The sequence below is a fragment of the Paraliobacillus sp. JSM ZJ581 genome, assembly GCF_044383835.1.
Lineage (GTDB): Bacteria > Bacillota > Bacilli > Bacillales > Amphibacillaceae > Paraliobacillus.
In genome coordinates this window covers 121,408-144,932 of sequence record NZ_JBISEP010000003.1, presented here as the reverse complement: position 1 = coordinate 144,932, position 23,525 = coordinate 121,408, and the positions used below count along the sequence as shown (strand labels likewise).

Here is a 23,525-nt window from a genome sequence, read left to right as displayed (position 1 = left end):
AAGGTTGCGTATTTTTTTGTTTTATCAAAATAAAAATATAGAGGTGGGTATGATGACTAGAACAGTATTAGTAACCGGTAGTAGTAGAGGTTTAGGGGCAACTATTGTAAAAACTTTGGCACAACAAGGATTTCAAGTGGTTATCAATTACTATAAAAGTAAAGATGCTGCTGAGAAGCTCGTTTCAGAGATTGGTGAAGAGAATGCTATTGCAATTCGAGCTGATGTGACAAATCGTAAAGAAGTAGATGAATTGATAAAAAAGGCAACCGACTATTTTGGTCAAATAGATGTTGTCGTCAACAATGCATTAGTAAATTTTAAATTTGATCCAAACAAACAGAAACCTTTTACAGAACTCACTTGGGATGATTACCAAAAACAAATAGATGGGACATTAAAAGCAGCATTTAATGTAGTTCAAAGTGTCGCACCTCAATTTATTGAGCGACACAATGGAAGTATTATTAGTATAGGTACTAATTTATATCAAAACCCTGTTGTACCTTATCATGAATATACAACAGCAAAAGCTGGATTAATCGGCTTTACTCGTAATATTGCTTCTGAATTAGGGGGATATGGTATAAAAGCAAATGTTGTTTCAGGTGGATTATTAAAAACAACAAATGCTAGTGCTGTTACAACACCAGAAGTATTCGATTTGATTGCTCAATCAACACCATTAAAGAAGGTAACTACACCTCAAGATGTGGCAAATCTGGTCGTCTATCTATCTTCGGAATATGCAAACGGTATTACAGGTCAGAATTTCACAGTAGATGGTGGTTTGACAATGAACTAGTAGCTTAACCCCTTGAAAGGTGGCGTATACTAGACAATTGTTTTTTAATTTATAAAGATATAATGACAGACGAAAAGCACCTTTAAGGAAAATGATTAAATTGGACTATATTACGAATCCATAGTTTCTTCTCTCAAACGTCTGCCTATATAGCCTAACCAATACCGATATTTAATCAGTATAGAAGACTAATAGCCAAGAGAAAGGAAGAAGAAATAATTGTTACAATGCTTGGATTAATCTTTTTAAATCTATTAGAATAACGGAAAGTTATGGCAACAGTTATCTCGTATAACACAACTGCAAGTATAAGAACAAGAATGATTATCTGATAGAACTGTTTGCTCATTCTTTTGAACTAGATAATCTTATCCTATTGTGGTAAAATATACATGTGTTTTCTACTTCAATTTTTTTTTTGAAAATGAGAACTCCTTGTCAAGATTTACATAATTATTTTCGAGGAGGAGAAGGAAAGATGAAAGGACAGAGGCGTTTAGGTCTCATGGGAAAAGCATTGAATAAAATTTCAATTCGCTCCAAAATATTAATTACCATTGCAGTTGCTATTTTAACGAACCTATTTATTGGAGGGACAGGCTTATACAATTTGCATAAAGTTCAACGTTCGTTGGAAATAAGTTTACATCACCATGCAAAAAATACCGAGCTAATACGAGCGGTAGGGCTGGATCTTTTTCAAAGAATAACCGCTGAAAGAGCACTACATATGTATGAACCTGGTACGGATGAGTTTAAAAGTCATCTAGAAGACTATGAAAAACAAAAAGAACAAGCAGATTCCAGATTTAATGAGTATGTAGCACAAAATATGAATCTGCCGAAAGAACTGGAATTTATAGAAGCGTATAAAGAAGCGGAAGCTGAATATGAAGCTATATCAGATCGTATTCTTGAAAATATCTCTTCTACAGATCCTGTTGTTCGTGAACAGGGGATGCTTCTTTCTTATGGAGAAGGATATGATAAGTTCAATGTTATGGAAGAGAACTTGGATGTAATTGGTGAACTGTACAATGAAGAAAATGAACGGATGAGAGAGGAAGTAGCGTCCGATTATCAATTTTTACTTTGGTCTACAGTAGGTATTATTATTTTATGTGTACTACTTAGTTCAATATTAGGATGGGTTATTATTCGTGCCATCAAGCACCCAATTGATCATTTGCGTGACCGTGTGAAACAAGTAGCTCAAGGAGACTTAACGGTACAAATTCAATCGATAGCAAATGATGAACTGGGAGTACTTTCTAAAGATTTTAGAACAATGGTTGATGAAACACAATCGTTAATCACAACCGTCGGAGATTCAATTCAGGATGTTAGTGCATCTGCGGAAGAACTAACTGCTATCTCAGAAGAAACAACTGTGACTAGTAAAAATATTCAAAGCGCTATTGTAAATATTGCAGACGGTGCTTCTCAGCAAGCTTCACTGACGGAGGCTGCTCACAAACAAACATTAGAGTTATCTGACAATATTCAAAGAGTCAGCGAGAAGACTAAGGAAATTAACGGTCTGTCCTCTCAAGCTGAGCAAGTTTTAAGCGGTGGTGTGGATAAAGTTCGTGTGCTTCAGGAACATACTGTACAATCGGATGGAATGCAACGTAAGGTGGCGGAAGAGATCTCGCGCTTATCTAGTACAATGGAAAACATTAGTTCAGTCGTTCAAACGATTAATGATATTACTGAAAAAACAAAGTTGCTTGCCTTGAATGCAAGTATTGAGGCTGCTCGTGCAGGTGAAGCTGGACAAGGTTTTGCTGTAGTAGCGACTGAAATTCGCAACCTTGCTACACAGTCATCTGAAGCAACGGGGCAGATTAAAAATACAATATCTAATATCAATTATGAGTTCCGAAACACCTTAGCTATTATGAAGGAAACGGAAGGAATTGCCAGCAAGCAAAGTCAGGTCGTTACCGAAGCTGGTACGGTTTTTGAATCTATGTTTACGACATTTGATCAAATTATCACTTCTATTCATACGGTCGGCAGTGATATGCAACAAATGGAACAGTTACGAAATCATGTAGTAAAAGCGATCAAAGAAATATCTAATGTTGCAGCCGAAGCTGCATCGACAACAGAAACGATCGGTTCTTCTTCTTCCGATCAACTGGATGCATTACAGTCATTATATACATCAGCTGAACAACTGCATGCCTTAAGTGAAGTGGTTTCTACTAGCATTGCAAAATTTAAAGTGGACAAGTAATCGAGCTTTGTTTATAACTTTTTTTGCATGAGAGAAAGGTCAAGCGTTCCTTTATACGAGGACGCTTGATCTTTTTAAATGCGACACTGTATTAGAACTTGATTCTTTCGCTTCAATCATTATCGTACAGGCGTATTCTGAACCGATTAATGTTAAGAAGAACATAGATATAACCAAGTTCTTAATTTTTAAATCTTATCAATTAAATGATCATTACATTAAGTGCTGCTCTTTTTTTATTAGTAGTAGCTATGCGCAATGGTAGTTTCGGTACTATGATGAGTTGCAATGGCTTTCGTGTTTACATACTTATTGATGTCCGTTTTGTTAATAGGCGTATCATAATGAGTGTTGCGACAATGACAAGGAAAATCACTGGTAAAGCAAGTGCTTCTGGAACAACCTCTAAAAACGAAAAGCTTTTAAATAGAGGTGTGTCTAATGCTAATCGAAGCATTGAATCTTTTACTCCGATAAGGGTTACCCCAATGATAATAAACAATAGCCCACCAATAACGCCTAAACGTTGAAAAGCGGCTCCAATCAACCACCCAATGATGTAAAAAACAAATATATTAATGCTAAATAAAGAGAGCGAGAGTATGACATTTGTCTCTAGACTGATAAACGGTGATAGAATCATCGACAGAACAATCTCTGCAATGATATTTCCGTCAACGTCATTCACAACATCTACCATAATACTATTTATACTAATGTTATCTGAGGTAAAGGCTGTAAAACGATTAATAATAAACAATTCTACAAGATTAACAACATAAAGTATAATAGGAATAATAATCGATAGACCAATACTTGCAATCACATTGCCATAAAAATAATTTTTCCTCGTAATTCCATTTTCCACGTAGTGGGTTAGAAAACTGATTGCAATAATTCCTATAACAAACATATAGATGTTACTTGAAATGTAGCCAGCATAATAAAATGAATCTACATTTGAACTGAAGAACTTTTGGATTACATTGATTAGCGTGAAAATTCCTAGACTAAAAAGTGTCCATTTCATTTGTATGGCTAACAAATCTAATCCGGATTTCGTAAAAGTTACTGGTTTCATTATTCAGCCTCCTTTGTTAGTTGAATGAATAAATCTTGTAGTGAGACAGGCCCAACCCTAAGTCCTAATTCTTTTGCGAAGGCTTTCTCAGCCTCGTTCAACTCGCCATATAATGTGATCGACTTCGTGTTACCAAGTTGTTCTTCATTTAATACATCTTTATCTTCAGCAAATGCCTCTACTGATTGTTTATCTCCAACCAGAGTTACACCATGAGCTATTAATTTATCGTAGGGTTCGTGCAAAAGTAACTCCCCATTGTTAATCATAATAACCTCATCGAATAAATAATCCATTTCGGATACGAGGTGGGTGGATACAATCATGATTCTTGGATGCAATTCTTGTTCTTTTAATAGTTCTTTATAAAATAAATCTCGTGCAGGTGCATCCATACCAAGGTATACTTCATCAAAAATTGTAATTGGTGATCTGCTTGCTAATCCTACAATGACATTAAAAGCTGATTGTTTCCCTGTAGACAACTTGTGTAATGGCTTTTCATTCTCAAGCTTGAATTTTTTTAACAGTTCTTCTGCATAGTTCACATCAAAATTTGGACGGTATCGATTGATGTCCTTGATTAAAGCAGATGGTCGGCTAGTTTCTCCAGTGAAGTCCTTGTTATACATAAAAGTTATTTGTTGCATGACTTTAGCATTTTCAAAGGGTTCTTCACCATCAATTAGTAATTTACCAGATGTAGGTTGACGAAATGAGCCAAAGATGGATAGAAGGGAGGTTTTTCCTGCACCATTTCTACCAAGTAAACCGTAGATTTTTGGTTCAATAATTTTAAAGTTTAGGTTATGCAAGACTTGATCACGTCCATATGCAAGATTGAGGTTTTTCGCTTCGATATGCATTATTGTTCACTTCCTTTCACTTGATTAATATAGGTTAGAATTTCTTCATTTGTAATTTCTAATTTATTGGCTTCTTGAACGAGTGTAACAACATAATCTTTTATAAAGGATTTACGTCGTCTATGAAGCAATTTTTTTCTTGCTCCCTCAGTGACAAACATGCCAACCCCCCTTTTCTTATATAGTACTTCTTCTTCAACAAGTTGATTGACCCCTTTTGAAACGGTCACATGGTTGATTTTATAAAAATTTACTAATTGGTTTGTAGAAGGTGCCTGATCGTTAGGTAGTAACTGTTTGTTAATTATTTGATCTTCAATTTGTTCACGAACTTGTACGTAGATAGGCTTATTTTCTTTAAAAAGGTTCTTCATAACAGTCCTCCTTTCACTTCCGTTGTTATATAGTTATATACTTATGTATATAACTATATAAGTGAATTTATTTATTGTCAATATTTTTCTGGATTTATCATAAAGAGTGTATAAGAAGCGGAAATGAATGATTGTATGGTTAAAAAAGTCATTACAGCTAGTAGGTGTAAGATAGTGTCTGGAACATAACTATACACACAGTAAGAAACTAACTATTATTTTGAGGTAAAGAATTATCATTCGCTTTTTATATCGCCTGAATCATTTAGCTGTGGAAATATGTGATATTTATTGGAGGTAAAGTGTCAATTTCTTCATGGGATGTATCGCTGACGAACCGTTCTTTATGTAATATAGTAAAATTTACTGCTATAAAAGCGAGTATTACTTGAGAGGGAATTTATAAAAAGAAGTTGAAAAAATTTTGGTAGTTTTATATTTGGAAGTTAATAAATAGGGTTGCTAAATTTTTTTGATTTGTTATACTAGTTCATAGAATTGAAATTGATAATCATTATCATATATTTGTGTTGTTGCTTTGCACTATGTGAGATAGAGGCAATTATGATTGAAGAAAACATAAAAATATAATAAAGATATTAATTTAATCAATTCAATAATCTGTTTATCCATAAAGTTTATATATAAGGGGAGAGGTATCAAAATGAGAAAGTTTACATTAACCATCTTTATAGCAATGTTTGTTTTTGTACTGGCAGCTTGCTCAAATGCAAGTGAAGAAACCGGTAAGACTGACGCGAATGAGAAAGCAAACGATTCTACTGAATCTACAACGGTAGAAGTCACGGATGCTCATGGAACTGTTACTGTTCCTGTAAATCCTAAAAATGTAGTTGCTTTAGATAATAGAACGTTTGAAACGTTAGCTAATTGGGAAGTTGAATTATCGGCAGTTCCTAAGGATGTAATGACTGCTGATTCACCATATGTAACGGATGAATCCGTTCAAAATATAGGAAATCACCGTGAGCCAAATCTTGAAACTATAGCGGCTGTAGACCCTGAACTTGTAATTGTTGGTCAACGATTTTCTGGCTATTATGAAGATATAAAAAAATTAGTACCTAACGCAGCTGTTATTGATCTTAATGTGGATGTTTCTGAAGAAGCTGATAAACCTGGTGAGAACTTGGTGAATGGGTTGAAAGATACTACCATTACTTTAGGACAAATTTTTGATAAAAATAAAGAGGCTGAACAATTGACAGCTGATTTTGATCAAGCTATTGAAGACGCTAAGTCTGCCTATAATGAAGCAGATAAAGTGATGAGTGTGATCGTCTCTGGTGGAGATATTGGTTTTTCAGCGCCTCACTCTGGACGAGTTTGGGGACCAATGTATGACATTTTCGGGTGGACTCCAGCATTAGAAGTTGATGATTCAACTACAGATCATCAAGGTGATGAAATTTCTGTTGAAGCAATTGCACAAAGTAACCCGGATTGGATTTTCGTACTAGATCGTGATGCTCCAATATCGGGTGTGACGGATAAAGTTCCTGCTCAGGATGTTATTGATGAAGCACCTGCGCTCCAAAACACAACGGCTGTTTCAGAAGCAAATATTATTTATGCTCCAGAGGATACTTACTTAAATGAATCGATCCAAACGTATTTGGAGTTATTTGAAAACTTTACAAACACTTTATCTAAGTAGTGTAGGAGAGTATAACATAGTGCAAAAAAAGCTTATTGGCGGGATTGAGAATAATTCTCGATCCCAGTTTTATAAACACAATAAAATATGGACAAAATCTTTTATACTAGCGATTATAGTTATAATTATTTTAGCGATTGTCTCCCTGTTTACTGGCGTGTATGACCTACGTGGACAAGAAGATGGAATCGATATGTTTTTCATCACTCGTGTTCCAAGGACAGCAGCACTAATGCTTACTGGAGCTGCAATGTCAATGGCAGGACTCGTCATGCAACTTATTACACAGAATCGTTTAGTTGAACCTACTACAACAGGAACGATTGAATGGTCAGGGTTGGGACTACTTACTGTTTATTTATTATTCCCTGCACCGTCTTTAATGCTAAGAATGACTGGTGCAATCATCTTTTCTTTTATAGGAACGATGATTTTCTTTTTATTTTTAAGAAGAGTTAGACTTCGTTCGTCTCTAATTGTCCCAATCATTGGCTTGATGCTTGGAGCAGTCATTTCTGCAGTTTCCACTTTTATTGGACTCGTTTTTCAAATGACGCAAAATATTGAAAGCTGGTTTGTAGGTTCCTTTGCACCTATGCAAATTGGAAGATATGAATATTTATGGCTCATTGTTATCGTTACTATTTTAGTCTTTATTTATGCTAATAGATTGACTTTAGCTGGACTAGGGGAAGATGTTGCAACAAGTCTTGGAGTAAACTATAATAGGCTTATTCTTTTTTCTACTGGTCTTATTTCTTTTGCAGTTGGAATTGTCGCAGCTGTTATTGGAAACTTACCTTTTTTAGGTTTGATTGTCCCGAATATTGTGTCAATGTTTAGAGGAGATGATCTTAGAAGTAATCTGCCATGGGTATGTGTAATAGGGATGGGGACTATAACAGTTTGTGATATCATTTCTCGAACAATTATCATGCCTTTTGAAGTTCCTGTTTCTTTAATACTTGGAACAGTGGGCTCAGTCGTCTTTATCGCCATTTTATTAAGACAAAGAAAACCAAGGAGGCTGAGATGAACGCATTAGAATTTAGAAAAAAAGAAAATTGCGAAACCGACTCTAGCCTTCATAATGAAAATAGATCAGCTAGCGCTTTTCGTTCTAAAAAAGATGAAAAACGTTATTGGATTTTGCTACTAACATTGATTGTTTTGGGTGTTCTTTCTTCGTATGGGCTTTTAGTGTATAACAATCCGGTGCCAGTAAGCTCCCCTTCATTTATCCCAGTTGTTATGAGAAGGATAGTAGCGCTTGTCGCAATGATTATTGCTTCAATTTGTCAGAGCTTGTCGACTGTTGCTTTCCAATCGATTACGAATAATAGAATTATAACCCCTTCCCTTTTGGGTTTCGAATCACTTTACTCAACCATTCATACTAGTACAGTATTTTTCTTTGGTGCGGGTGCATTAATAAATTTTAGTGGTATTGGCTCATTTCTATTTCAAGTTATCGCTATGGTTTTGATGAGTTTAATTCTTTATGGGTGGTTACTATCTGGAAAGTATGGAAATTTACAACTGATGCTTTTGGTCGGAATTATTATTGGGACTGGTCTAAGCTCTGTGTCCACTTTTATGAGAAGAGTGCTTGCTCCGTCAGAGTTCGACATTTTACAGGCAAGATTGTTTGGTTCCGTTAACAATGCGGATGCTGCATATTTTCCAATTGTAATTCCAATGGTGATGCTTGTAGCAGTATTACTGCTCGCCTATTCTAAAAAATTAAATATCGTGTCACTTGGGAAAGATGTCGCTACTTCTTTTGGAGTTAAACATCGCTCTAGTGTAATTTATACGCTTATATTAGTTTCTGTTTTGATGTCTATTTCCACGGCTTTAGTTGGACCACTTACTTTCTATGGATTTTTAGTTGCAACTTTGAGCTATCAAGCGGCACCTACGTATGATCACAAATACATTTTTCCAATGGCTCTAGCTATAGGATTTTTAATACTAACAAGTGCTTACTTTTTTATGTATCATGTGTTTAATGCTCAAGGTGTAGTTTCAGTTATCATTGAATTATTTGGTGGATTAATCTTTTTGATTGTGATTTTAAGGAAGAGGATTTTATGATAAAAATTGATAATGCGGGAAAAGTTTATACTGATCAAGTGAAAATAGGACCTTTGGATTTAGAAATACCGAAAGCTGGCTTTACTTCTTTGATCGGACCTAATGGTGCGGGGAAATCTACGACACTGTTGATGATTGGGAGACTTTTAGATATGGATGAAGGTCAAATTATGGTGGCGAATATGGATGTTGCCGATTCTAAATCTAAAGACTTAGCAAAAATCTTAACTATTTTGCGACAAGAAAATCATTTTATAACGAGGCTGACTGTTAGGCAATTAGCTGGATTTGGTCGTTTCCCTTATTCAAAAGGAAGATTAACGAAAGAGGACGAGGCTATTATTTCTAAGTATATTGATTTTTTAGATTTGACTGATTTAGAAAACAGATATTTAGATGAGCTTTCAGGTGGTCAAAGGCAAAGAGCATATGTTGCGATGGTTTTGTGCCAAGAGACGGAATATGTACTTTTAGATGAGCCGCTGAACAACCTTGATATTGCTCGTTCTGTTCAAATGATGGAGTATTTGAGGCATGTTGCTAATGAGTTTGGAAGAACAATACTGACTGTTATGCATGATATAAACTTTGCAGCAAAATATTCTGATCGAATTTGTGCTATGAAAGATGGACAAATTGCCGGTTTTGGAACAGTAGAAGAGATTATGACCGAAAAAGTGTTGACAGATATTTTTGAAACGAAAATAGAAATTATCGATGGTCCTTATGGGCCAATAGCGATTTATTAGTGAAAAGGATCAAAAATGAGTGTGATGAAAAACCTAATCGAAAATTACATGCTTTACTGTAATCTAACGGTTATTTTGCTTGTAATAATTAGTAGACTAGGTCATTTGTTTAACAACTATTTTTTTGTGTCAATAAAACATCAATTGAACCATTGTTAGCAATGATAGCGTATTAAATGGAGGAGGATGTAACATGCAAATATATTGGACTAAAATAAATAAAATTATTAAAGAATCGCCTGAGGTCGTAACGTATCTTCTTGACTGCCCGGAAGATTTCACATGGAAAGAGGGCTCTCACACTCACTTTGCCCTTGAAGGTTTTAATATTGGAGATAAACCAGATCGCAGCTTGGTTCGCCATATGTCAATTTCCACCTTACCACATGAAGGTGTGATTGGAATTACCACACGCATTAGAGATAAATGTTCTAAGTTCAAGACGATCTTAAAAAAATTTGAAGTCGGCAATGAAGTTGCAATATTTAAAACGCATTCCAATGTACCGTTAAAAAGAGAAGCGAGAAATATCTATCTGTTATCATCAGGTGTTGGATTGGCAACGTTCAGACCGATTGTACTTGATTATTTCAACCGTTCAGAAGGCGTTAATCGAGTGCATTCTTTAAACATTGATTCATCAAAAGCGTTCTTATTTTCTGATATTTTTGAATCTGTACCTGAAAAAAATTCAAAGCACAGTTTGTCGATAACCGTAAAGAGTACTATGAAGAAATGAAGAACCTTGCCGCTGATAAAGAGGGGATATTTTATGTTGTCGGTAGTGACGAATTTCTTGTACAGAACATTGAAGTATTGCGTGAGCATGGGATTAAGGCGGGGCAAATTATGCTCGACAAGCATGAACGACAACGGACGGAGTTTTTATCATTCGATTTGTCAAATGAAGCGAAATAGCATATTTTAGTGATACATATAAATAAACTTGTGGTGTAAAATGTTTGTCGTATGTAATCCTGTATAGATTACTAGTTTTTTGGAATGTTCAAGCTAATCAAAGCTAGAAATAATTGTTACTATGTATCCAGTTGAGAAACTAGAATTTTCCTTATTTTATTGACAAGAGGGAGAAAAAGTGATAGATTAACGATGTTATATGATGATGTTATGTATTAGGTAGAAATTAGCCATTTAACTGTCTCTTATAGGCATGTTAACGCATAAAGTTATTAGCAATCATTGAATAACAAAGAGATATATTTTTATTCCCTCAAAGTTAGTTAGGATTAACTATTCTATAAGGGAGGTGAAGTAATATATAAGTGTATGTTCAAATATTCAATATTATAAGTTTGAAGAAAAGTAACACTAGTTCAAAGAACAGTGTTTTTTTTAAAAACACCCATTGATAATGATTATCAATATCAATAATTACTGTGTCATATTGCCAAATAAAGCGGGGATATAGATGGCTAATTATACACTTTAGTCGATGTTTTTTAAAAGGATATAAGATGATAGGAGGAGGTACATTTATGAGCACGTTAAAAAAACTACAAACCTATATGGTAGGAAGGAAAATACTTCTACCAGGATCGTTAATTTTATCAGGACTGAGTGCAATTGCTGGAATGATACCATATATTCTTATTTGGTTTATTATTCGAGAATTGTTTACTGCTGGTTCTAACTTTTCTTCTAGACTTGTTACTATTTATGGATGGTGGGCATTAGCAACTGCTGTAGCAAGTATTGTTCTGTATTTTATCGCATTAACTTTTTCTCATCTTGCGGCTTTTCGAGTGGAAACAAACATGCGAAGAGTTGCTATGGAAAAAGTAATTCATATGCCTCTTGGCTTTTTTAATAAAAATACGACTGGTCGTATTCGGAAAATCATTGATGATAATGCAAGTGTTACTCATGGTTTTGTAGCACACCAAATGCCTGACCTTGCTGCAACTATCTTAATGCCTTTAACGATTTTAATCTTAATCTTTATCTTTGATTGGCGGTTAGGGTTAGCTTGTCTCGTCCCAATCATTTTTTCCTTCTTTATCATGGGGTCTTTGATGAGTAAAAAAGGCAAGCATTTTCTAAAAAACTATATGACTGCACTTGAACATATGAATACAGAGGCTGTTGAATATGTTAGAGGTATACCTGTTGTAAAGGTTTTTCAGCAAACCGTCTTTTCATTTAAAAACTTTTACAATAGCATTATCCAATATAAGAATATGGTGTTTGCCCACACAAAAATGTGGGAAAAATCAATGTCAGCATATACGGTTGTAATCAACAGCTTTGTGTTTATTCTCGTTCCTGTAGCTATATTAATCATGAATGCTACAAGTGATTACACGTTAACGATGCTTAACTTATTTTTATATGTTCTGATTACTCCTGTTTTTTCTCAGTGTATTATGAGAAGTATGCATTTAAATCAAGCTATTGGTCAAGCAAATGAAGCAGTTACTAGGATTGATAATCTTGCTGAAATAATGCCGTTATCGTCACTACCAGCTTCTAAACCAATTAAAAGTCATCATATTCAATTTAAAAATGTATCATTTAGTTATCCAGATACTAACAACAAAGCAGTAAATCAGGTTAGTTTTACAATACCTGAGGGTAAAACGATAGCGTTAGTAGGAGCATCTGGCAGTGGTAAAACAACGATTGCAAGATTATTACCTCGGTTTTGGGATGTTGATGAAGGAGAAATTTTCATTGGAGAAACCAATATAAAGGATATTGATCCAAAAGAATTGATGAACCACATTTCTTTTGTGTTCCAAAATACACGGTTGTTTAAAACGACATTGCTCGAAAATATCAAGTATGGTAACCCTTCAGCAACGGATGAAGCGGTTGAGAATGCTATTGACAAGGCACAATGTCGAGAAATCATTAACAAGCTACCAGATGGCTTAAATACTAAAATTGGAACGGAAGGAACCTACCTTTCTGGTGGTGAGCAACAGCGTATCGTATTAGCAAGAGCAATTCTTAAGGATGCTCCAATTGTTATTCTTGATGAAGCAACTGCTTTTGCCGATCCAGAAAATGAACATTTAATTCAAGAAGCATTTAAAAAACTTACGATAGGTAAAACAGTACTTATGATTGCTCATCGTTTAACAAGTGTAACATCTGCTGATAATATTTTAGTTATTAGTGAAGGGGAAATTATTGAACAAGGTACTCATGCAGCATTGTTACAAAAAGAAGCCGTCTATGCTAGTATGTGGAAGGAATTTAGTAAGTCGATAGATTGGAAGATTGGAAAGGAGGAAGAGCATTATGCTTAGTATCATTCAAAAACGATTTGCGCTCTCACAAAAAGGTGCTAGAGATTTTGTGAAAGGCACATTTTTTACTACGATACTTGATATTGCTTTAATGCTACCTGCGATTTATATGTTTTCATTCATTAATGAAAATATCAATATTGTAGGTAGCAACGCATCTGGAGTAAACAGTGGATTATGGCACTATGTTTTGCTTGGAGTAGGCTTTATGTTGCTTATGTTTATTATTGCCGTCATTCAATATCGAAGTACGTATACGCTTATTTATGAGGAAAGTGCTAATCGTAGAATTTCATTGGCTGAAAAACTTAGAAGATTGCCGCTTGCGTTTTTTGGCGAGAAAAATATTTCTGATCTTACATCAACGATTATGGACGATAGCACGGAACTAGAGCATACTTTTTCACATGCTGTTCCACAACTTTTTGCTTCTATTATTAGCATCTTTTTAATGGCTATCGGCATGTTTGTTTATAACTGGCAACTTGCTCTAGCTTTATTTTGGGTTGTTCCTATTGCAGCAGGAATTATTATTTTATCTAAAAAAATGCAACGCAAAGAGAATATATCAACTTATAATATAAAACGTAAAGTTAGCGATCAAATACAAGAAGGCTTGGAAACTGTACAAGAAATAAAATCATATAATCAAGAAGACAACTACCTTTATCATTTAAATAAAGCAGTGGATAAGTATGAAAACCAGCTGATTAAAAGTGAAATTTCAACTGGAATACTTGTAAATTCTGCTCAAGGGTTTTTAAAATTAGGATTGGTCAGTGTTATTTTAGTAGGAGCAAATTTAATATCATCAGGAAGTATTACTCTAATTACTTATCTTGCTTTTTTAATCATTGCCTCACGAATTTACAATCCGATAAGTGAAGTATTTAGCAATATAGCTGCACTATTTTATCTGGATGTGAGGATAAATAGAATGAACGAAATGGAAGCAATGCCTATTCAAGAAGGGAAAACAACGTTCAAGCCTATCAATCATGATATTGTTTTTAACAATGTTTCCTTTTCTTATGAAGAAGGAAAACCTGTTATAGAAAATGTTTCTTTTACAGCAAAACAAGGAGAAATAACTGCTTTAGTAGGTCCGTCGGGTGGAGGGAAAAGTACAACGGCAAAACTCGCAGCTCGCTTTTGGGATGTTAACAAAGGAAGCATTTTATTAGGGGCTCATGATATTAATGAGATAGAAGCTGAAACGTTGCTAAAAAATTATTCAGTTGTCTTTCAAGATGTTGTTCTGTTTAACACGTCAATAATGGATAATATTAGAATCGGAAAACGCAATGCTACTGATGAAGAAGTAATGCGAGTAGCGAAATTAGCACAGTGTGATGCATTTGTCTGTAAGATGCCTAACGGATATCAAACGATTATTGGTGAAAACGGAGATACTTTATCTGGTGGGGAGCGTCAACGTATTTCGATTGCTAGAGCCTTGCTTAAAGATGCGCCGATTGTCTTATTAGATGAAGCAACTGCTTCTTTGGATGTAGAAAATGAAACGAAAATCCAAAAAGCTATATCGGAATTAGTTCGTAATAAGACAGTGTTAATTATTGCCCATCGCATGCGTACGGTAGCAAAAGCAGATAAAATTGTTGTGCTTGAAGGAGGAACCGTTACAGAAGAAGGGGCGCACGAACAGTTACTTGCGCAAAAAGGAACATATGCAAAAATGTGGACAATTCAACAACAAAGTCTTGATTGGAGTATATAAATAATTGGAGTGTTTATTATGAGAAAGAAAAAAATGGAAACGAAAGATCTTATTACTACAGGTATTTTCACTGCAATATATTTCGTACTATTCTTTGTGTCTGGCATGATTGGATATATTCCGGCGTTATTCGTGTTAATACCCTTTATATTGCCTGTTGTTGGTGGAATACCGTTTATGCTATTTCTTACAAAAGTTAAGTGTTTTGGGATGGTTACCATTATGGGAACCATCCTTGGTATGCTCATGGTTTTAACAGGTCATACGTATATTCCGCTAATAACAGGTTTGATTTTCGGGCTATTAGCTGATCTACTTTTTATGGCAGGAAAATATCAAAGCAAAAAACTATCTATTGTAGGTTATAGTATTTTTAGTCTTTGGATACTAGGGATGCTAGTACCATTTTGGGTTATGAGAGATGCTTATGAAAAACAAATGATGGATAGCATGGGAATGAAGTACGCACAAACTGTTATGGGTATTTTTGAGAAAATTTCTTGGGCATTTCCAATCATGATAATTTTGGGTGGTTTAATTGGTGCATTTGTTGGATTATCGATGCTAAAAAAACATTTCAAAAAAGCAGGAATTGCCTAACAAAGGAGTTAAATGATGCAAGATACTTATATACAAGCTGTTACAGAAAAAAAACGTGTTAAGCTAGATCCACGTACAAAAATAGTCGTTTTATTATTAATTAATCTTTCTACATTCACAGCCAATGCTTGGTATGTAATGGCTCTAGCAGCAATAATACCATTATCTTTATTTATTTTAAGTAAACGGTATTACTTCGCTACTGTTTTATCGATAATTTATGTTTCTTCATTGTTGTTGTATGTCTTTTTAATCAATGAAACATCTGGTGTTTTAAGTATTATTATCGCTATGTTAACAAGTTTGATTTGCAGAATGGGGCCAGGGCTCTTAATGGGCTATTATTTACTTACTACAACAACTGTAAGTGAATTCATTGCAGCTATGGAAAGAATACATCTTCCAAGACAAATGATTATCCCTCTTTCTGTAATATTTCGATTCTTTCCGACAATTAAAGAAGAATCGTCAGCCATTACTGATGCTATGAGAATGCGCGGCATCAGTTTTGGAAAATCAAGAGGTGGATCGCTTGCCTTAATTGAGTACAGACTTATTCCTCTATTTATATCATGCGTAAAAATAGGTGAAGAACTTTCTTGTTCAGCACTTACACGAGGACTTGGGTCTTCTATAAAAAGAACAAATATTTGTAAAATAGGATTTGGTTTTACTGATATATGTTATACAGTTTTTGCAACGATAACATTTTTACTTTTACTTAGAACCAAAGGAGTATAATACGATGATCAAGCTAAATCACGTTTTTTTTAAACATGAAAATGGGATACAAAACAATGGACTTTCAGATGTTAGCTTACATGTAAAAAAAGGGGAAGTCGTTTTACTTTGTGGCGAATCAGGATGCGGAAAAACGACTTTAACACGTTTAATCAATGGACTAATTCCGCATTATTTTTCTGGAAACCTTTCAGGTGAAATTGAAATTAACGAGAAAAGTATAAGAAAAACTCCATTAGCTGAGATATCAAAATATGTTGGTAGTGTGTTTCAAAACCCCCGCACACAATTTTACTGTTTAGATACAAACTCAGAGCTTGCTTTTAGCTGTGAAAATCAAGGATTACCAATTGATGATATCCTTAGTCGTATTGAAGGCACAATATCACATTTAAATATACAACATTTAATAAATCGAAATATATTTAATCTATCTGGAGGTGAAAAGCAAAAGATTGCTTATGGATGTGTGCATACAGCTTCACCGGATATTATTGTCCTTGATGAACCTTCTTCTAACCTCGATTCATATGAAACAAGTCTTTTAGGGCAGGTTATTGCACATTGGAAAAATGAAGGGAAAACAATAGTTGTTGCGGAGCATAGACTTCATTTTTTGTCTGATATAGCTGATCGTATGATTTTTATGCGTGACGGAAAAATAGCAAAAGAACTTTCAATGGCAGAAGCAAAACGACTGAAGCCTCAAGACTTATCTAGCATGGGACTCAGGGCTTTAAACACGGAGACATTGTCTTTAGAAGATAGACATAGAGATAGATCAACTCAGGAGATACAATTATCAAATTTTAATTATGCTTATACGAAAGATAAAAAAGCTCTAAATATAGATGCTTTTAATCTCCCTAAAGGTCAAATTATTGGTATCATTGGTCATAATGGAGCAGGTAAATCTACTTTTGCTAGATGTCTTTGTGGACTTAATAGGAAGTTTAAAGGCAATGTAATAGTGGATAAAAATACGTTTAATATGAAACAATGTCTAGAAAATGCCTATATGGTTATGCAAGATGTAAATCATCAACTTTTCACGGAAACAGTATTAGATGAAGTAATCTTAAGCATGAATGAAGATAATATAGAAAAGACAGAAGCGATTCTTGAAAGTCTAAATTTACTACACATGAAAGATTCTCATCCAATGTCACTTTCAGGAGGACAAAAACAACGTGTTGCAATAGCAAGCGCCATAGCATCAGAAAGAGATATCATTATTTTTGATGAACCAACAAGTGGTTTAGATTTTCGACATATGATACAAGTAGCGGAAAATATCGATAAACTTAAAAAGTTAGGAAAAACAATTTTAATTATTACTCATGACTTGGAACTAATTCTAAAAACCTGTGATCATATTTTGCATCTAAAAAATGGTCAAGTATATAAATCCTTTCATCTTGATGATACAAAGACGAATTATTTAATTAGTGTGTTTAAACATGAAACAGAGCAATAGGTAAAAGCAGAAACCAACCTCCTACGCGTATAGTAATTGCAATCAGGGTTTAAACTAATCGATTGACGTAAGGTTTTGTTATCTATCTACAGAAATAGCTTGTGATAGTGAAGGGACCAGGATAAAGAAACATTTCTCAACGGAAAATATTAAGATCTATTATTATGTAGTAGAACAAACACCGCTGCGGGATATAGGTCCTCACAAATTATAGTTAACCGAGCATTCTCGTATCCTCCTATCTGTGTTTTGTAAGTGAAAATGGGTTCTTACGGAATTTAATTTTGAAGTGCTCGTTTTCGTTTTTTTGTTTTTTCATCTGATAGCAACTACTATGAATGTTTTATCTTGAAGATCTAACATTTTTGTATCATTTGAAGTAGGCAAGGGAGCTTATTTTATTAACTATATTGAAATAATAGCAAGATATCATGGAGCAGGGACAAGTTTTTTTGTCTCTGCCTCTTTTTATTTAGCATACTATCATGTATTTACAGAAGTAGCTCTAGATAATTATTAGAAAATACAAACTCGAAGATTGCAAATGTTTCGCTCAGTTATTTTATGGTATGCTACATATAGTAAGCGTAAAAGATTATAATTAGAAGCAGTTAAATGTTCGGGCAATAGAAGCGTTTGATATGAAATTGCGTAGAAGAATTACAAAAAAAGGAGTGTATTCTATGAAAATAGTAATACAAGTAGGATTAATTATTGCTTTATTTTTGTATTTGGCCGTTCTTTCAAAGCTAATTTTATTCAAATATTCTTCTGTTTCCTATCTAATCAACGATTTTACATTTAGTTATAGCGAGTATTACTGGAATTCTCATAACTTTATTCCTTTTAAGACAATCACATATTATTTGTTTTTAGCAAATGATATAAATTTTAGTATAAGGGTTGATAATCTAGCTGGAAACGTTATTGGGTTCATACCGTTTGGTTTTATTTTTCCACTACTATCAAGTAAATTTTTTAACTTGAAAAAGGTTATCATTGCAACTTTTTGTTTGAGTTTGATATTCGAACTGGTTCAAATGATTTTTATGCTTGGAAGTTTTGATGTCGATGATTTAATTTTAAATACACTTGGTGGAATGATAGGGTTTATCCCAATTAAACTTGGAAGCATAATCAAATCGAAATACATTCCTATTAAGGAGACTGACTGTGATAGTTAAATCCTATCCCTTGAAAAGGTAGAAGTGAAACTTATTTGCTAACTTTGTCGTATATGATAAGAGAAAAAAGAAAAGAGGGTTAATATGAGAAAAGCACCAAGCGAAAGAATTGCAACAGATGCAATCAAAGCGTGGCGAGTTTTCGCTATTATGTTATCGATCATTCTATTATTAGTAGCAACCGCTTTATTTGTCCTTGCTTATTATTTTGAATTTAGTTATTGGTTTGCTATTGGTGTAACTGTATTCACTATAATAGAAGCTATTGTAACCATTGTGTTTATCCCGAAAGTAAGGTGGAATCGCTGGCGTTATCAAATTTATGATCAAGAAATCTATATTCAACATGGTATTTTAGTAGTTACAAGAACGATTATTCCTATGATTAGAATCCAGCATGTAGACACGGATCAAGGGCCAATTTTAAAAAATTACAAGCTTGCTAATTTAACGATATCAACGGCAGCGACTACGCATGAGATCCCAGCGCTTTTAGAAGAAGAAGCAGCTCAGCTTCGTGACCAGATTTCTGAATTAGCAAGGGTGGAACAAGATGATGTCTAAGCCAAAACGTCTTCATCCTATATCTGTCATTTTTACCACGGTTCAAACATTTAGGAAAAACATTTTAGGACTCTTGCCAATAGCTATTTTAGCTATCGGTGATGGAATGTTTTTTTACTTAGTATTAGGAATAGCTGTGCTTTTTTTACTTATAATTGGATTCAGTGTGTTAACTTGGATGAGGTACACGTATCAAGTAGAGGAAGATCAGTTACGAATCGAACACGGCGTATTCATACGGAAGAAAAGAACTATATCAAAGCATAGGATTCAGTCGATTGACTTATCGCAAAATATCATTCATCGACTATTTGGTTTAACAAAAGTGCAAATAGAAACTGCGGGAAGCGATCAAGAAATAGATGCAGCACTTCATGCAGTCACGATACAAGAAGGTAAACAACTACATGATCAATTAAAATATAAAAAAGAAGTAGAAATACAACATACGGGCGATATAGTTGAAAAAGTGAACGATCCATCCAGGCAAGTGAAAATAACAGAACTATTAATTGCTGGATCAACATCAGCTAGTTTTGGTTTTATCATTGGTTTGATTGCCTTGGGGTTCTCTGAGTTAGAAGTAATTATTCCAGACTCGTTTTATAATCAAGCTTCTGCTTGGGTAGTAAATTTAACAATGGAAGCAATCATTGTAATGGCATTAATTTTCTTTATTATAGTATGGGGTCTAGGTATTTTAGTGACCTTACTTCAATATTGGGATTTTACTATTACCCGTTATGAAAAGGAACTATTTATTACACGTGGATTATTAGAAAAAAAGCAAATGACAATCCCATTAAAAAGAATTCAGGCAGTCGGGATAAAAGAAACAGTTGTAAGGCAACTATTTGGATTTTCAACTGTTTATGTTGAAATTGCTAGTGGGGAACTAAATACAAATGGCGATATGAAAACTCTACTTTTCCCGCTAATGAAAAGAAAAGAAATAAATGCTTTTTTAGCTGAAATTTTACCAGAATATCATTTGCCGACAGAAAAGAACGTTAAGCTACCGAAAAGGGCGCTTCCTTATTACTTGATTCGAACGGCGATTATCCCACTAATCGGGTTGATTGTAGTAGCATTCCTTGCAATGGATTGGATAGTTGTCGCTCTGGTTTTCTTTGCATTAGCCATTGTACTTGGTTATTTTCAATATCGTTCAACTCGTTATCAATTATCGGATAATCAATTGATGATTCAAACGAGAGTCGTTAATAATGATATCCTTCTATTAAAGCATCGGCGATTGCAATCCTTTGCTGTCAAGCAACATTTTATTCATCACCGACATAATTTAGCAAGCATAGATACAGCAATATTGAGTAAATTAGCAGGTAGACATATCATATTGAAAGAATTAGAAGTTGAATCAGCGCTACAACTTGCTGATTGGTATTCTTATAAAAAGTAATAGATGAGCACCTTTATCCAGTTAGCTGATAAAGGTGCTCATTTGTTACTTTATTATGGAAGCATCCAGTATTAAGCAGATCGCATTCAGCTATTGATAAGATAATCGTTAAAGATTGATTCTCAAATAGGCTGTTCATATCGAATAAACAATAGTGGTAAGCAAATTGGTCTTACTATAGCTGCTTGATCGTATAAGGGGAATATTACCATATATCCAATGTATGACTGGAAACGTAGTTGGTTAAGTTAACAAATGGCAACCATCCACCTACAGATTGGTTGAGCGTTATCCGTCAGTGTACAGGCCAATTTTTTTGAGTGGGTTTGTTATTTTAAAAATATTATATAGGGATTTTCTAGGGCACTGTCATTGGCCGATTATGACATTGTTCAATCTTTGATTTCGATTTATAACTTTACGTGTTTTACAAATGAATGAAGGTGCTTGAATAGAATGATGGCTTGTGTGGAAGTATACATTTTAAATGACTACCTTAACAACCATATTTTTAAGTAGGTGATAATGTTATTTTGAAAATATATTTAAGCGCTTTCTTCCGTATTAATGTGGAAGAAAGATGTCATGGCTTTGCGAGAAAGCGTTTACTATAATTAAGTTGTAGGAAGATAAAGGAGAAGTTGATCATGAATAAAACTGATTCTAGGCGCTTTAATCTTTATAAGTTATTGATGGAAGAATTAGATTACCGGCCGGCTAATTTTTTTAGTACTAGATTATCCGTTTCTACAAAAACGATATACGATGATGTAAAGTACTTAAATGAACTAATGGATGATTCGACTTATATTGATAAAGTACCGAGAAAAGGCTTGATTCTAAAAGGAACTGAAGTTGCGATTAGGGATGCAGAGAAAAAGATCATGCAACTCATTTCTCCATCTCATTTATCTTTCTCACCTGAAGAAAGACAAAGAGAGATTGTTAAGCGACTTTTTTTAAAGAAAGAACACATGACCTATGAACAATTATCGGATGAATATGTTGTAAGTGTAAGTTCAATAAGAAAAGATATGGAAGAAATACAAGCGTTTTTTCGAGGGAAACATGTTCATTTAGTATCTGATCATTTTGGCACAAGAATCGAAGGAGAAGAAAAGGCGATTCAACATGTGTTAAAACAATATATTTTTTCGTTATTAGAGCGCGCGCCTATGGTTGATTCATCAAATCGCATGACTGTTCTAGAGCAATTAGCTAATCAATTTTTCCTTTCAGAAATTACAACATTTGTTCATGACGTATATGGAGATATTTTAGCCAAATCAGGAAGACCATTAAGCGACTATTATAAAGAATCTATTTATATAAGCCTCCTTATTTACGTACAAAGGATATATATAGGTCGTTACGTAACAAAGAAAAAAGAAATATTTATGAAAAATATGATGTATATGGAATCTTACTTTATTGCTGTTGAGATAGCAGATCTGATTAATCAACAACTCGGTTTGATTTTAGAAAAAAATGATATTGAGTTCTTGAGTGGTTTATTGTTTGCACATGACATAAAACCTGTTCCTGACATAAGAAAAGTGAGTACTGAAAACATAGAAACAATTGAGAAACTCATTAGAAAAATGAGTCAAATGTTACAGATTGATTTGTCAACAGACACACATTTATTTGATGTGCTTACTGCTCATGTGACCACAATGATTTACAGGTTGAAATTAGGGATCACATTAACTAACCCACTATTAGACAGTGTGAAAAGACAATACAGCATTCTTTTTAATATCGTTTGGTATCTGATGAATGATGTGGAGGAGACTTATGAGATTCAATTAAATGATCATGATATATCTTTTCTCACGATTCATTTTCAGGTAGCTATTGAAAAACAAATTCCGACAAATAAGATTTTGATTGTGTGTGAAAAAGCTTTAGCAACATCTGAATTGATTTTTAACAAAATCAAACATGCGTTGCCTGCAACAAGTATGATTGAAACCATTTCTTTATCTGAGTTTTATGCAAATAATTTAGATGAAGTTGATCTAATTATCTCTTCAGTACGGATTGAGGATTACGGTAAATCGGTGATTTATGTGTCTCCCTTAGTGACAGAAGTTGAGATGAGACAAATTAAGAAGAAGTATGAGGAAATGAGTCAAAGTAAGTCAGTCTTAAAAGCTAACATGATACTCAAAGAAAAACAATTTTCCAAATTCTTAACACCAGACTTTATCTTTTTACACAAAAATTTCAAAAATAAAGATCAGGTTCTTGACTTCTTTGCAAGAGAAGCATATACACGCGGATTAGTAACAAAGGATTTTAGACAATCTTTATACGAAAGAGAAGCAATGGGAGAAACAAGTTTATATACTGGTGTCGCTATACCGCACGCATCATCACATACTTTGAAAGCTTCATTTATTTCAATGATTTCATTGAATCAAAAAATTCAATGGGGAAGCAATAAAGTAAATGTAATCATTTTTATTGCGGTCACTGAAAAGGATATAACAGAAATTAAAGATGTCTTTGCAGAATTATACGCCTTAGTTGAGAAGAAAGAAAATGTCGCACAATTGGTTGAAATGACTGATGCCAGTAAATTGCTTGCATTCATAAACGAAAAAACGTGTATATAGATTGGAGTAAAACGAC

At 34.0% G+C, this 23,525-nt stretch carries 18 protein-coding genes and 1 pseudogene; 16 read left to right on the top strand and 3 right to left on the bottom strand.

Annotation, left to right across the window (positions count from 1 at the left end; translation table 11 throughout):
* Window positions 1–52 precede the first annotated feature (52 nt).
* Together ACH6CY_RS03590 and ACH6CY_RS03585 are read left to right on the top strand one after the other, a co-directional pair.
* A complete protein-coding gene (locus tag ACH6CY_RS03590) occupies window positions 53–805 on the top strand; it encodes a 3-oxoacyl-ACP reductase (RefSeq protein ID WP_374065886.1) in 753 nt (250 codons plus the stop codon).
* A gap of 478 nt (window positions 806–1,283) precedes the next feature.
* Window positions 1,284–3,047, top strand: a complete 1,764-nt coding sequence (locus ACH6CY_RS03585) for a methyl-accepting chemotaxis protein (RefSeq protein ID WP_374065885.1) — start codon at window positions 1,284–1,286, stop codon at window positions 3,045–3,047.
* Window positions 3,048–3,348: 301 nt separating this feature from the next.
* Here the strand turns inward: ACH6CY_RS03585 and ACH6CY_RS03580 are convergent, their stop codons facing one another.
* From ACH6CY_RS03580 to ACH6CY_RS03570, 3 genes are read right to left on the bottom strand one after another with little or no spacing between them, the layout of a single operon-like run.
* Entirely contained in the window at window positions 3,349–4,128 is a 780-nt protein-coding gene (locus ACH6CY_RS03580; protein ID WP_374065884.1) for a hypothetical protein, read from the bottom strand.
* On the bottom strand, window positions 4,128–4,994 hold the full coding sequence (locus tag ACH6CY_RS03575) for an ATP-binding cassette domain-containing protein (RefSeq protein WP_374065883.1): 867 nt from the start codon (window positions 4,992–4,994) through the stop codon (window positions 4,128–4,130). The genes ACH6CY_RS03580 and ACH6CY_RS03575 overlap by 1 nt, the downstream gene beginning before the upstream one ends.
* Entirely contained in the window at window positions 4,994–5,368 is a 375-nt protein-coding gene (locus ACH6CY_RS03570) for a GntR family transcriptional regulator (protein ID WP_374065882.1), read from the bottom strand. The genes ACH6CY_RS03575 and ACH6CY_RS03570 overlap by 1 nt, the downstream gene beginning before the upstream one ends.
* Before the next feature lie 664 nt (window positions 5,369–6,032).
* Between ACH6CY_RS03570 and ACH6CY_RS03565 the strand changes: the two genes are divergently transcribed.
* The 14 genes and pseudogenes from ACH6CY_RS03565 (at window position 6,033) to ACH6CY_RS03500 (ending at window position 23,509) form a co-directional block, all read left to right on the top strand.
* Window positions 6,033–7,046: a siderophore ABC transporter substrate-binding protein gene (locus tag ACH6CY_RS03565; RefSeq protein WP_374065881.1), complete on the top strand. Its 1,014-nt coding sequence runs from the start codon at window positions 6,033–6,035 to the stop codon at window positions 7,044–7,046.
* Between the two features lie 19 nt (window positions 7,047–7,065).
* Window positions 7,066–8,082: an ABC transporter permease gene (locus tag ACH6CY_RS03560; protein ID WP_374065880.1), complete on the top strand. Its 1,017-nt coding sequence runs from the start codon at window positions 7,066–7,068 to the stop codon at window positions 8,080–8,082.
* Window positions 8,079–9,143: an iron chelate uptake ABC transporter family permease subunit gene (locus ACH6CY_RS03555; protein ID WP_374065879.1), complete on the top strand. Its 1,065-nt coding sequence runs from the start codon at window positions 8,079–8,081 to the stop codon at window positions 9,141–9,143. Before ACH6CY_RS03560 ends, ACH6CY_RS03555 begins: the two co-directional genes overlap by 4 nt.
* Entirely contained in the window at window positions 9,140–9,892 is a 753-nt protein-coding gene (locus ACH6CY_RS03550) for an iron ABC transporter ATP-binding protein (protein WP_374065878.1), read from the top strand. Before ACH6CY_RS03555 ends, ACH6CY_RS03550 begins: the two co-directional genes overlap by 4 nt.
* Before the next feature lie 193 nt (window positions 9,893–10,085).
* Window positions 10,086–10,810 (top strand): annotated as a pseudogene (locus ACH6CY_RS03545) (dihydropteridine reductase).
* 578 nt (window positions 10,811–11,388) lie between these two features.
* Window positions 11,389–13,164: an ABC transporter ATP-binding protein gene (locus tag ACH6CY_RS03540; protein ID WP_374065877.1), complete on the top strand. Its 1,776-nt coding sequence runs from the start codon at window positions 11,389–11,391 to the stop codon at window positions 13,162–13,164.
* Window positions 13,157–14,902 (top strand): ABC transporter ATP-binding protein, encoded by a 1,746-nt coding sequence (locus ACH6CY_RS03535; protein WP_374065876.1) that lies wholly within the window; start codon window positions 13,157–13,159, stop codon window positions 14,900–14,902. Before ACH6CY_RS03540 ends, ACH6CY_RS03535 begins: the two co-directional genes overlap by 8 nt.
* 18 nt (window positions 14,903–14,920) lie before the next feature.
* Window positions 14,921–15,502 carry an MptD family putative ECF transporter S component gene (locus tag ACH6CY_RS03530; RefSeq protein ID WP_374065875.1) on the top strand — a complete coding sequence of 194 codons (582 nt, stop codon included), beginning with the start codon at window positions 14,921–14,923 and terminating at the stop codon, window positions 15,500–15,502.
* Window positions 15,503–15,517: 15 nt separating this feature from the next.
* Window positions 15,518–16,243, top strand: coding sequence for an energy-coupling factor transporter transmembrane component T (locus ACH6CY_RS03525; RefSeq protein WP_374065874.1), 726 nt, complete (start codon window positions 15,518–15,520; stop codon window positions 16,241–16,243).
* 4 nt (window positions 16,244–16,247) lie between these two features.
* Window positions 16,248–17,720 carry an ABC transporter ATP-binding protein gene (locus tag ACH6CY_RS03520; RefSeq protein WP_374065873.1) on the top strand — a complete coding sequence of 491 codons (1,473 nt, stop codon included), beginning with the start codon at window positions 16,248–16,250 and terminating at the stop codon, window positions 17,718–17,720.
* A gap of 683 nt (window positions 17,721–18,403) precedes the next feature.
* Window positions 18,404–18,904 (top strand): VanZ family protein, encoded by a 501-nt coding sequence (locus tag ACH6CY_RS03515; protein ID WP_374065871.1) that lies wholly within the window; start codon window positions 18,404–18,406, stop codon window positions 18,902–18,904.
* Window positions 18,905–18,988: 84 nt separating this feature from the next.
* The gene (locus tag ACH6CY_RS03510; protein ID WP_374065870.1) at window positions 18,989–19,468 is read left to right on the top strand and encodes a PH domain-containing protein; all 480 of its coding nucleotides are present in this window, start codon (window positions 18,989–18,991) and stop codon (window positions 19,466–19,468) included.
* Complete coding sequence (locus ACH6CY_RS03505) at window positions 19,461–20,888, top strand: PH domain-containing protein (RefSeq protein WP_374065869.1); 1,428 nt, start codon at window positions 19,461–19,463, stop codon at window positions 20,886–20,888. Before ACH6CY_RS03510 ends, ACH6CY_RS03505 begins: the two co-directional genes overlap by 8 nt.
* Window positions 20,889–21,535: 647 nt before the next feature.
* Window positions 21,536–23,509, top strand: a complete 1,974-nt coding sequence (locus tag ACH6CY_RS03500; RefSeq protein WP_374065868.1) for a BglG family transcription antiterminator — start codon at window positions 21,536–21,538, stop codon at window positions 23,507–23,509.
* The last annotated feature ends 16 nt before the right edge of the window (window positions 23,510–23,525 follow it).

What these genes read in the sequence shown, in the direction of transcription:
- ACH6CY_RS03590 (WP_374065886.1), top strand. Translation starts at nt 53, where the DNA reads ATGACTAGAACAGTATTAGTAACCGGTAGTAGTAGAGGTTTAGGGGCA.
- ACH6CY_RS03555 (WP_374065879.1), top strand. Translation starts at nt 8,079, where the DNA reads ATGAACGCATTAGAATTTAGAAAAAAAGAAAATTGCGAAACCGACTCT.
- ACH6CY_RS03565 (WP_374065881.1), top strand. Translation starts at nt 6,033, where the DNA reads ATGAGAAAGTTTACATTAACCATCTTTATAGCAATGTTTGTTTTTGTA.
- ACH6CY_RS03535 (WP_374065876.1), top strand. Translation starts at nt 13,157, where the DNA reads ATGCTTAGTATCATTCAAAAACGATTTGCGCTCTCACAAAAAGGTGCT.
- ACH6CY_RS03570 (WP_374065882.1), bottom strand. Translation starts at nt 5,368, where the DNA reads ATGAAGAACCTTTTTAAAGAAAATAAGCCTATCTACGTACAAGTTCGT.
- ACH6CY_RS03500 (WP_374065868.1), top strand. Translation starts at nt 21,536, where the DNA reads ATGAATAAAACTGATTCTAGGCGCTTTAATCTTTATAAGTTATTGATG.
- ACH6CY_RS03515 (WP_374065871.1), top strand. Translation starts at nt 18,404, where the DNA reads ATGAAAATAGTAATACAAGTAGGATTAATTATTGCTTTATTTTTGTAT.
- ACH6CY_RS03575 (WP_374065883.1), bottom strand. Translation starts at nt 4,994, where the DNA reads ATGCATATCGAAGCGAAAAACCTCAATCTTGCATATGGACGTGATCAA.
- ACH6CY_RS03530 (WP_374065875.1), top strand. Translation starts at nt 14,921, where the DNA reads ATGAGAAAGAAAAAAATGGAAACGAAAGATCTTATTACTACAGGTATT.
- ACH6CY_RS03580 (WP_374065884.1), bottom strand. Translation starts at nt 4,128, where the DNA reads ATGAAACCAGTAACTTTTACGAAATCCGGATTAGATTTGTTAGCCATA.
- ACH6CY_RS03585 (WP_374065885.1), top strand. Translation starts at nt 1,284, where the DNA reads ATGAAAGGACAGAGGCGTTTAGGTCTCATGGGAAAAGCATTGAATAAA.
- ACH6CY_RS03540 (WP_374065877.1), top strand. Translation starts at nt 11,389, where the DNA reads ATGAGCACGTTAAAAAAACTACAAACCTATATGGTAGGAAGGAAAATA.
- ACH6CY_RS03520 (WP_374065873.1), top strand. Translation starts at nt 16,248, where the DNA reads ATGATCAAGCTAAATCACGTTTTTTTTAAACATGAAAATGGGATACAA.
- ACH6CY_RS03510 (WP_374065870.1), top strand. Translation starts at nt 18,989, where the DNA reads ATGAGAAAAGCACCAAGCGAAAGAATTGCAACAGATGCAATCAAAGCG.
- ACH6CY_RS03550 (WP_374065878.1), top strand. Translation starts at nt 9,140, where the DNA reads ATGATAAAAATTGATAATGCGGGAAAAGTTTATACTGATCAAGTGAAA.
- ACH6CY_RS03525 (WP_374065874.1), top strand. Translation starts at nt 15,518, where the DNA reads ATGCAAGATACTTATATACAAGCTGTTACAGAAAAAAAACGTGTTAAG.
- ACH6CY_RS03505 (WP_374065869.1), top strand. Translation starts at nt 19,461, where the DNA reads ATGTCTAAGCCAAAACGTCTTCATCCTATATCTGTCATTTTTACCACG.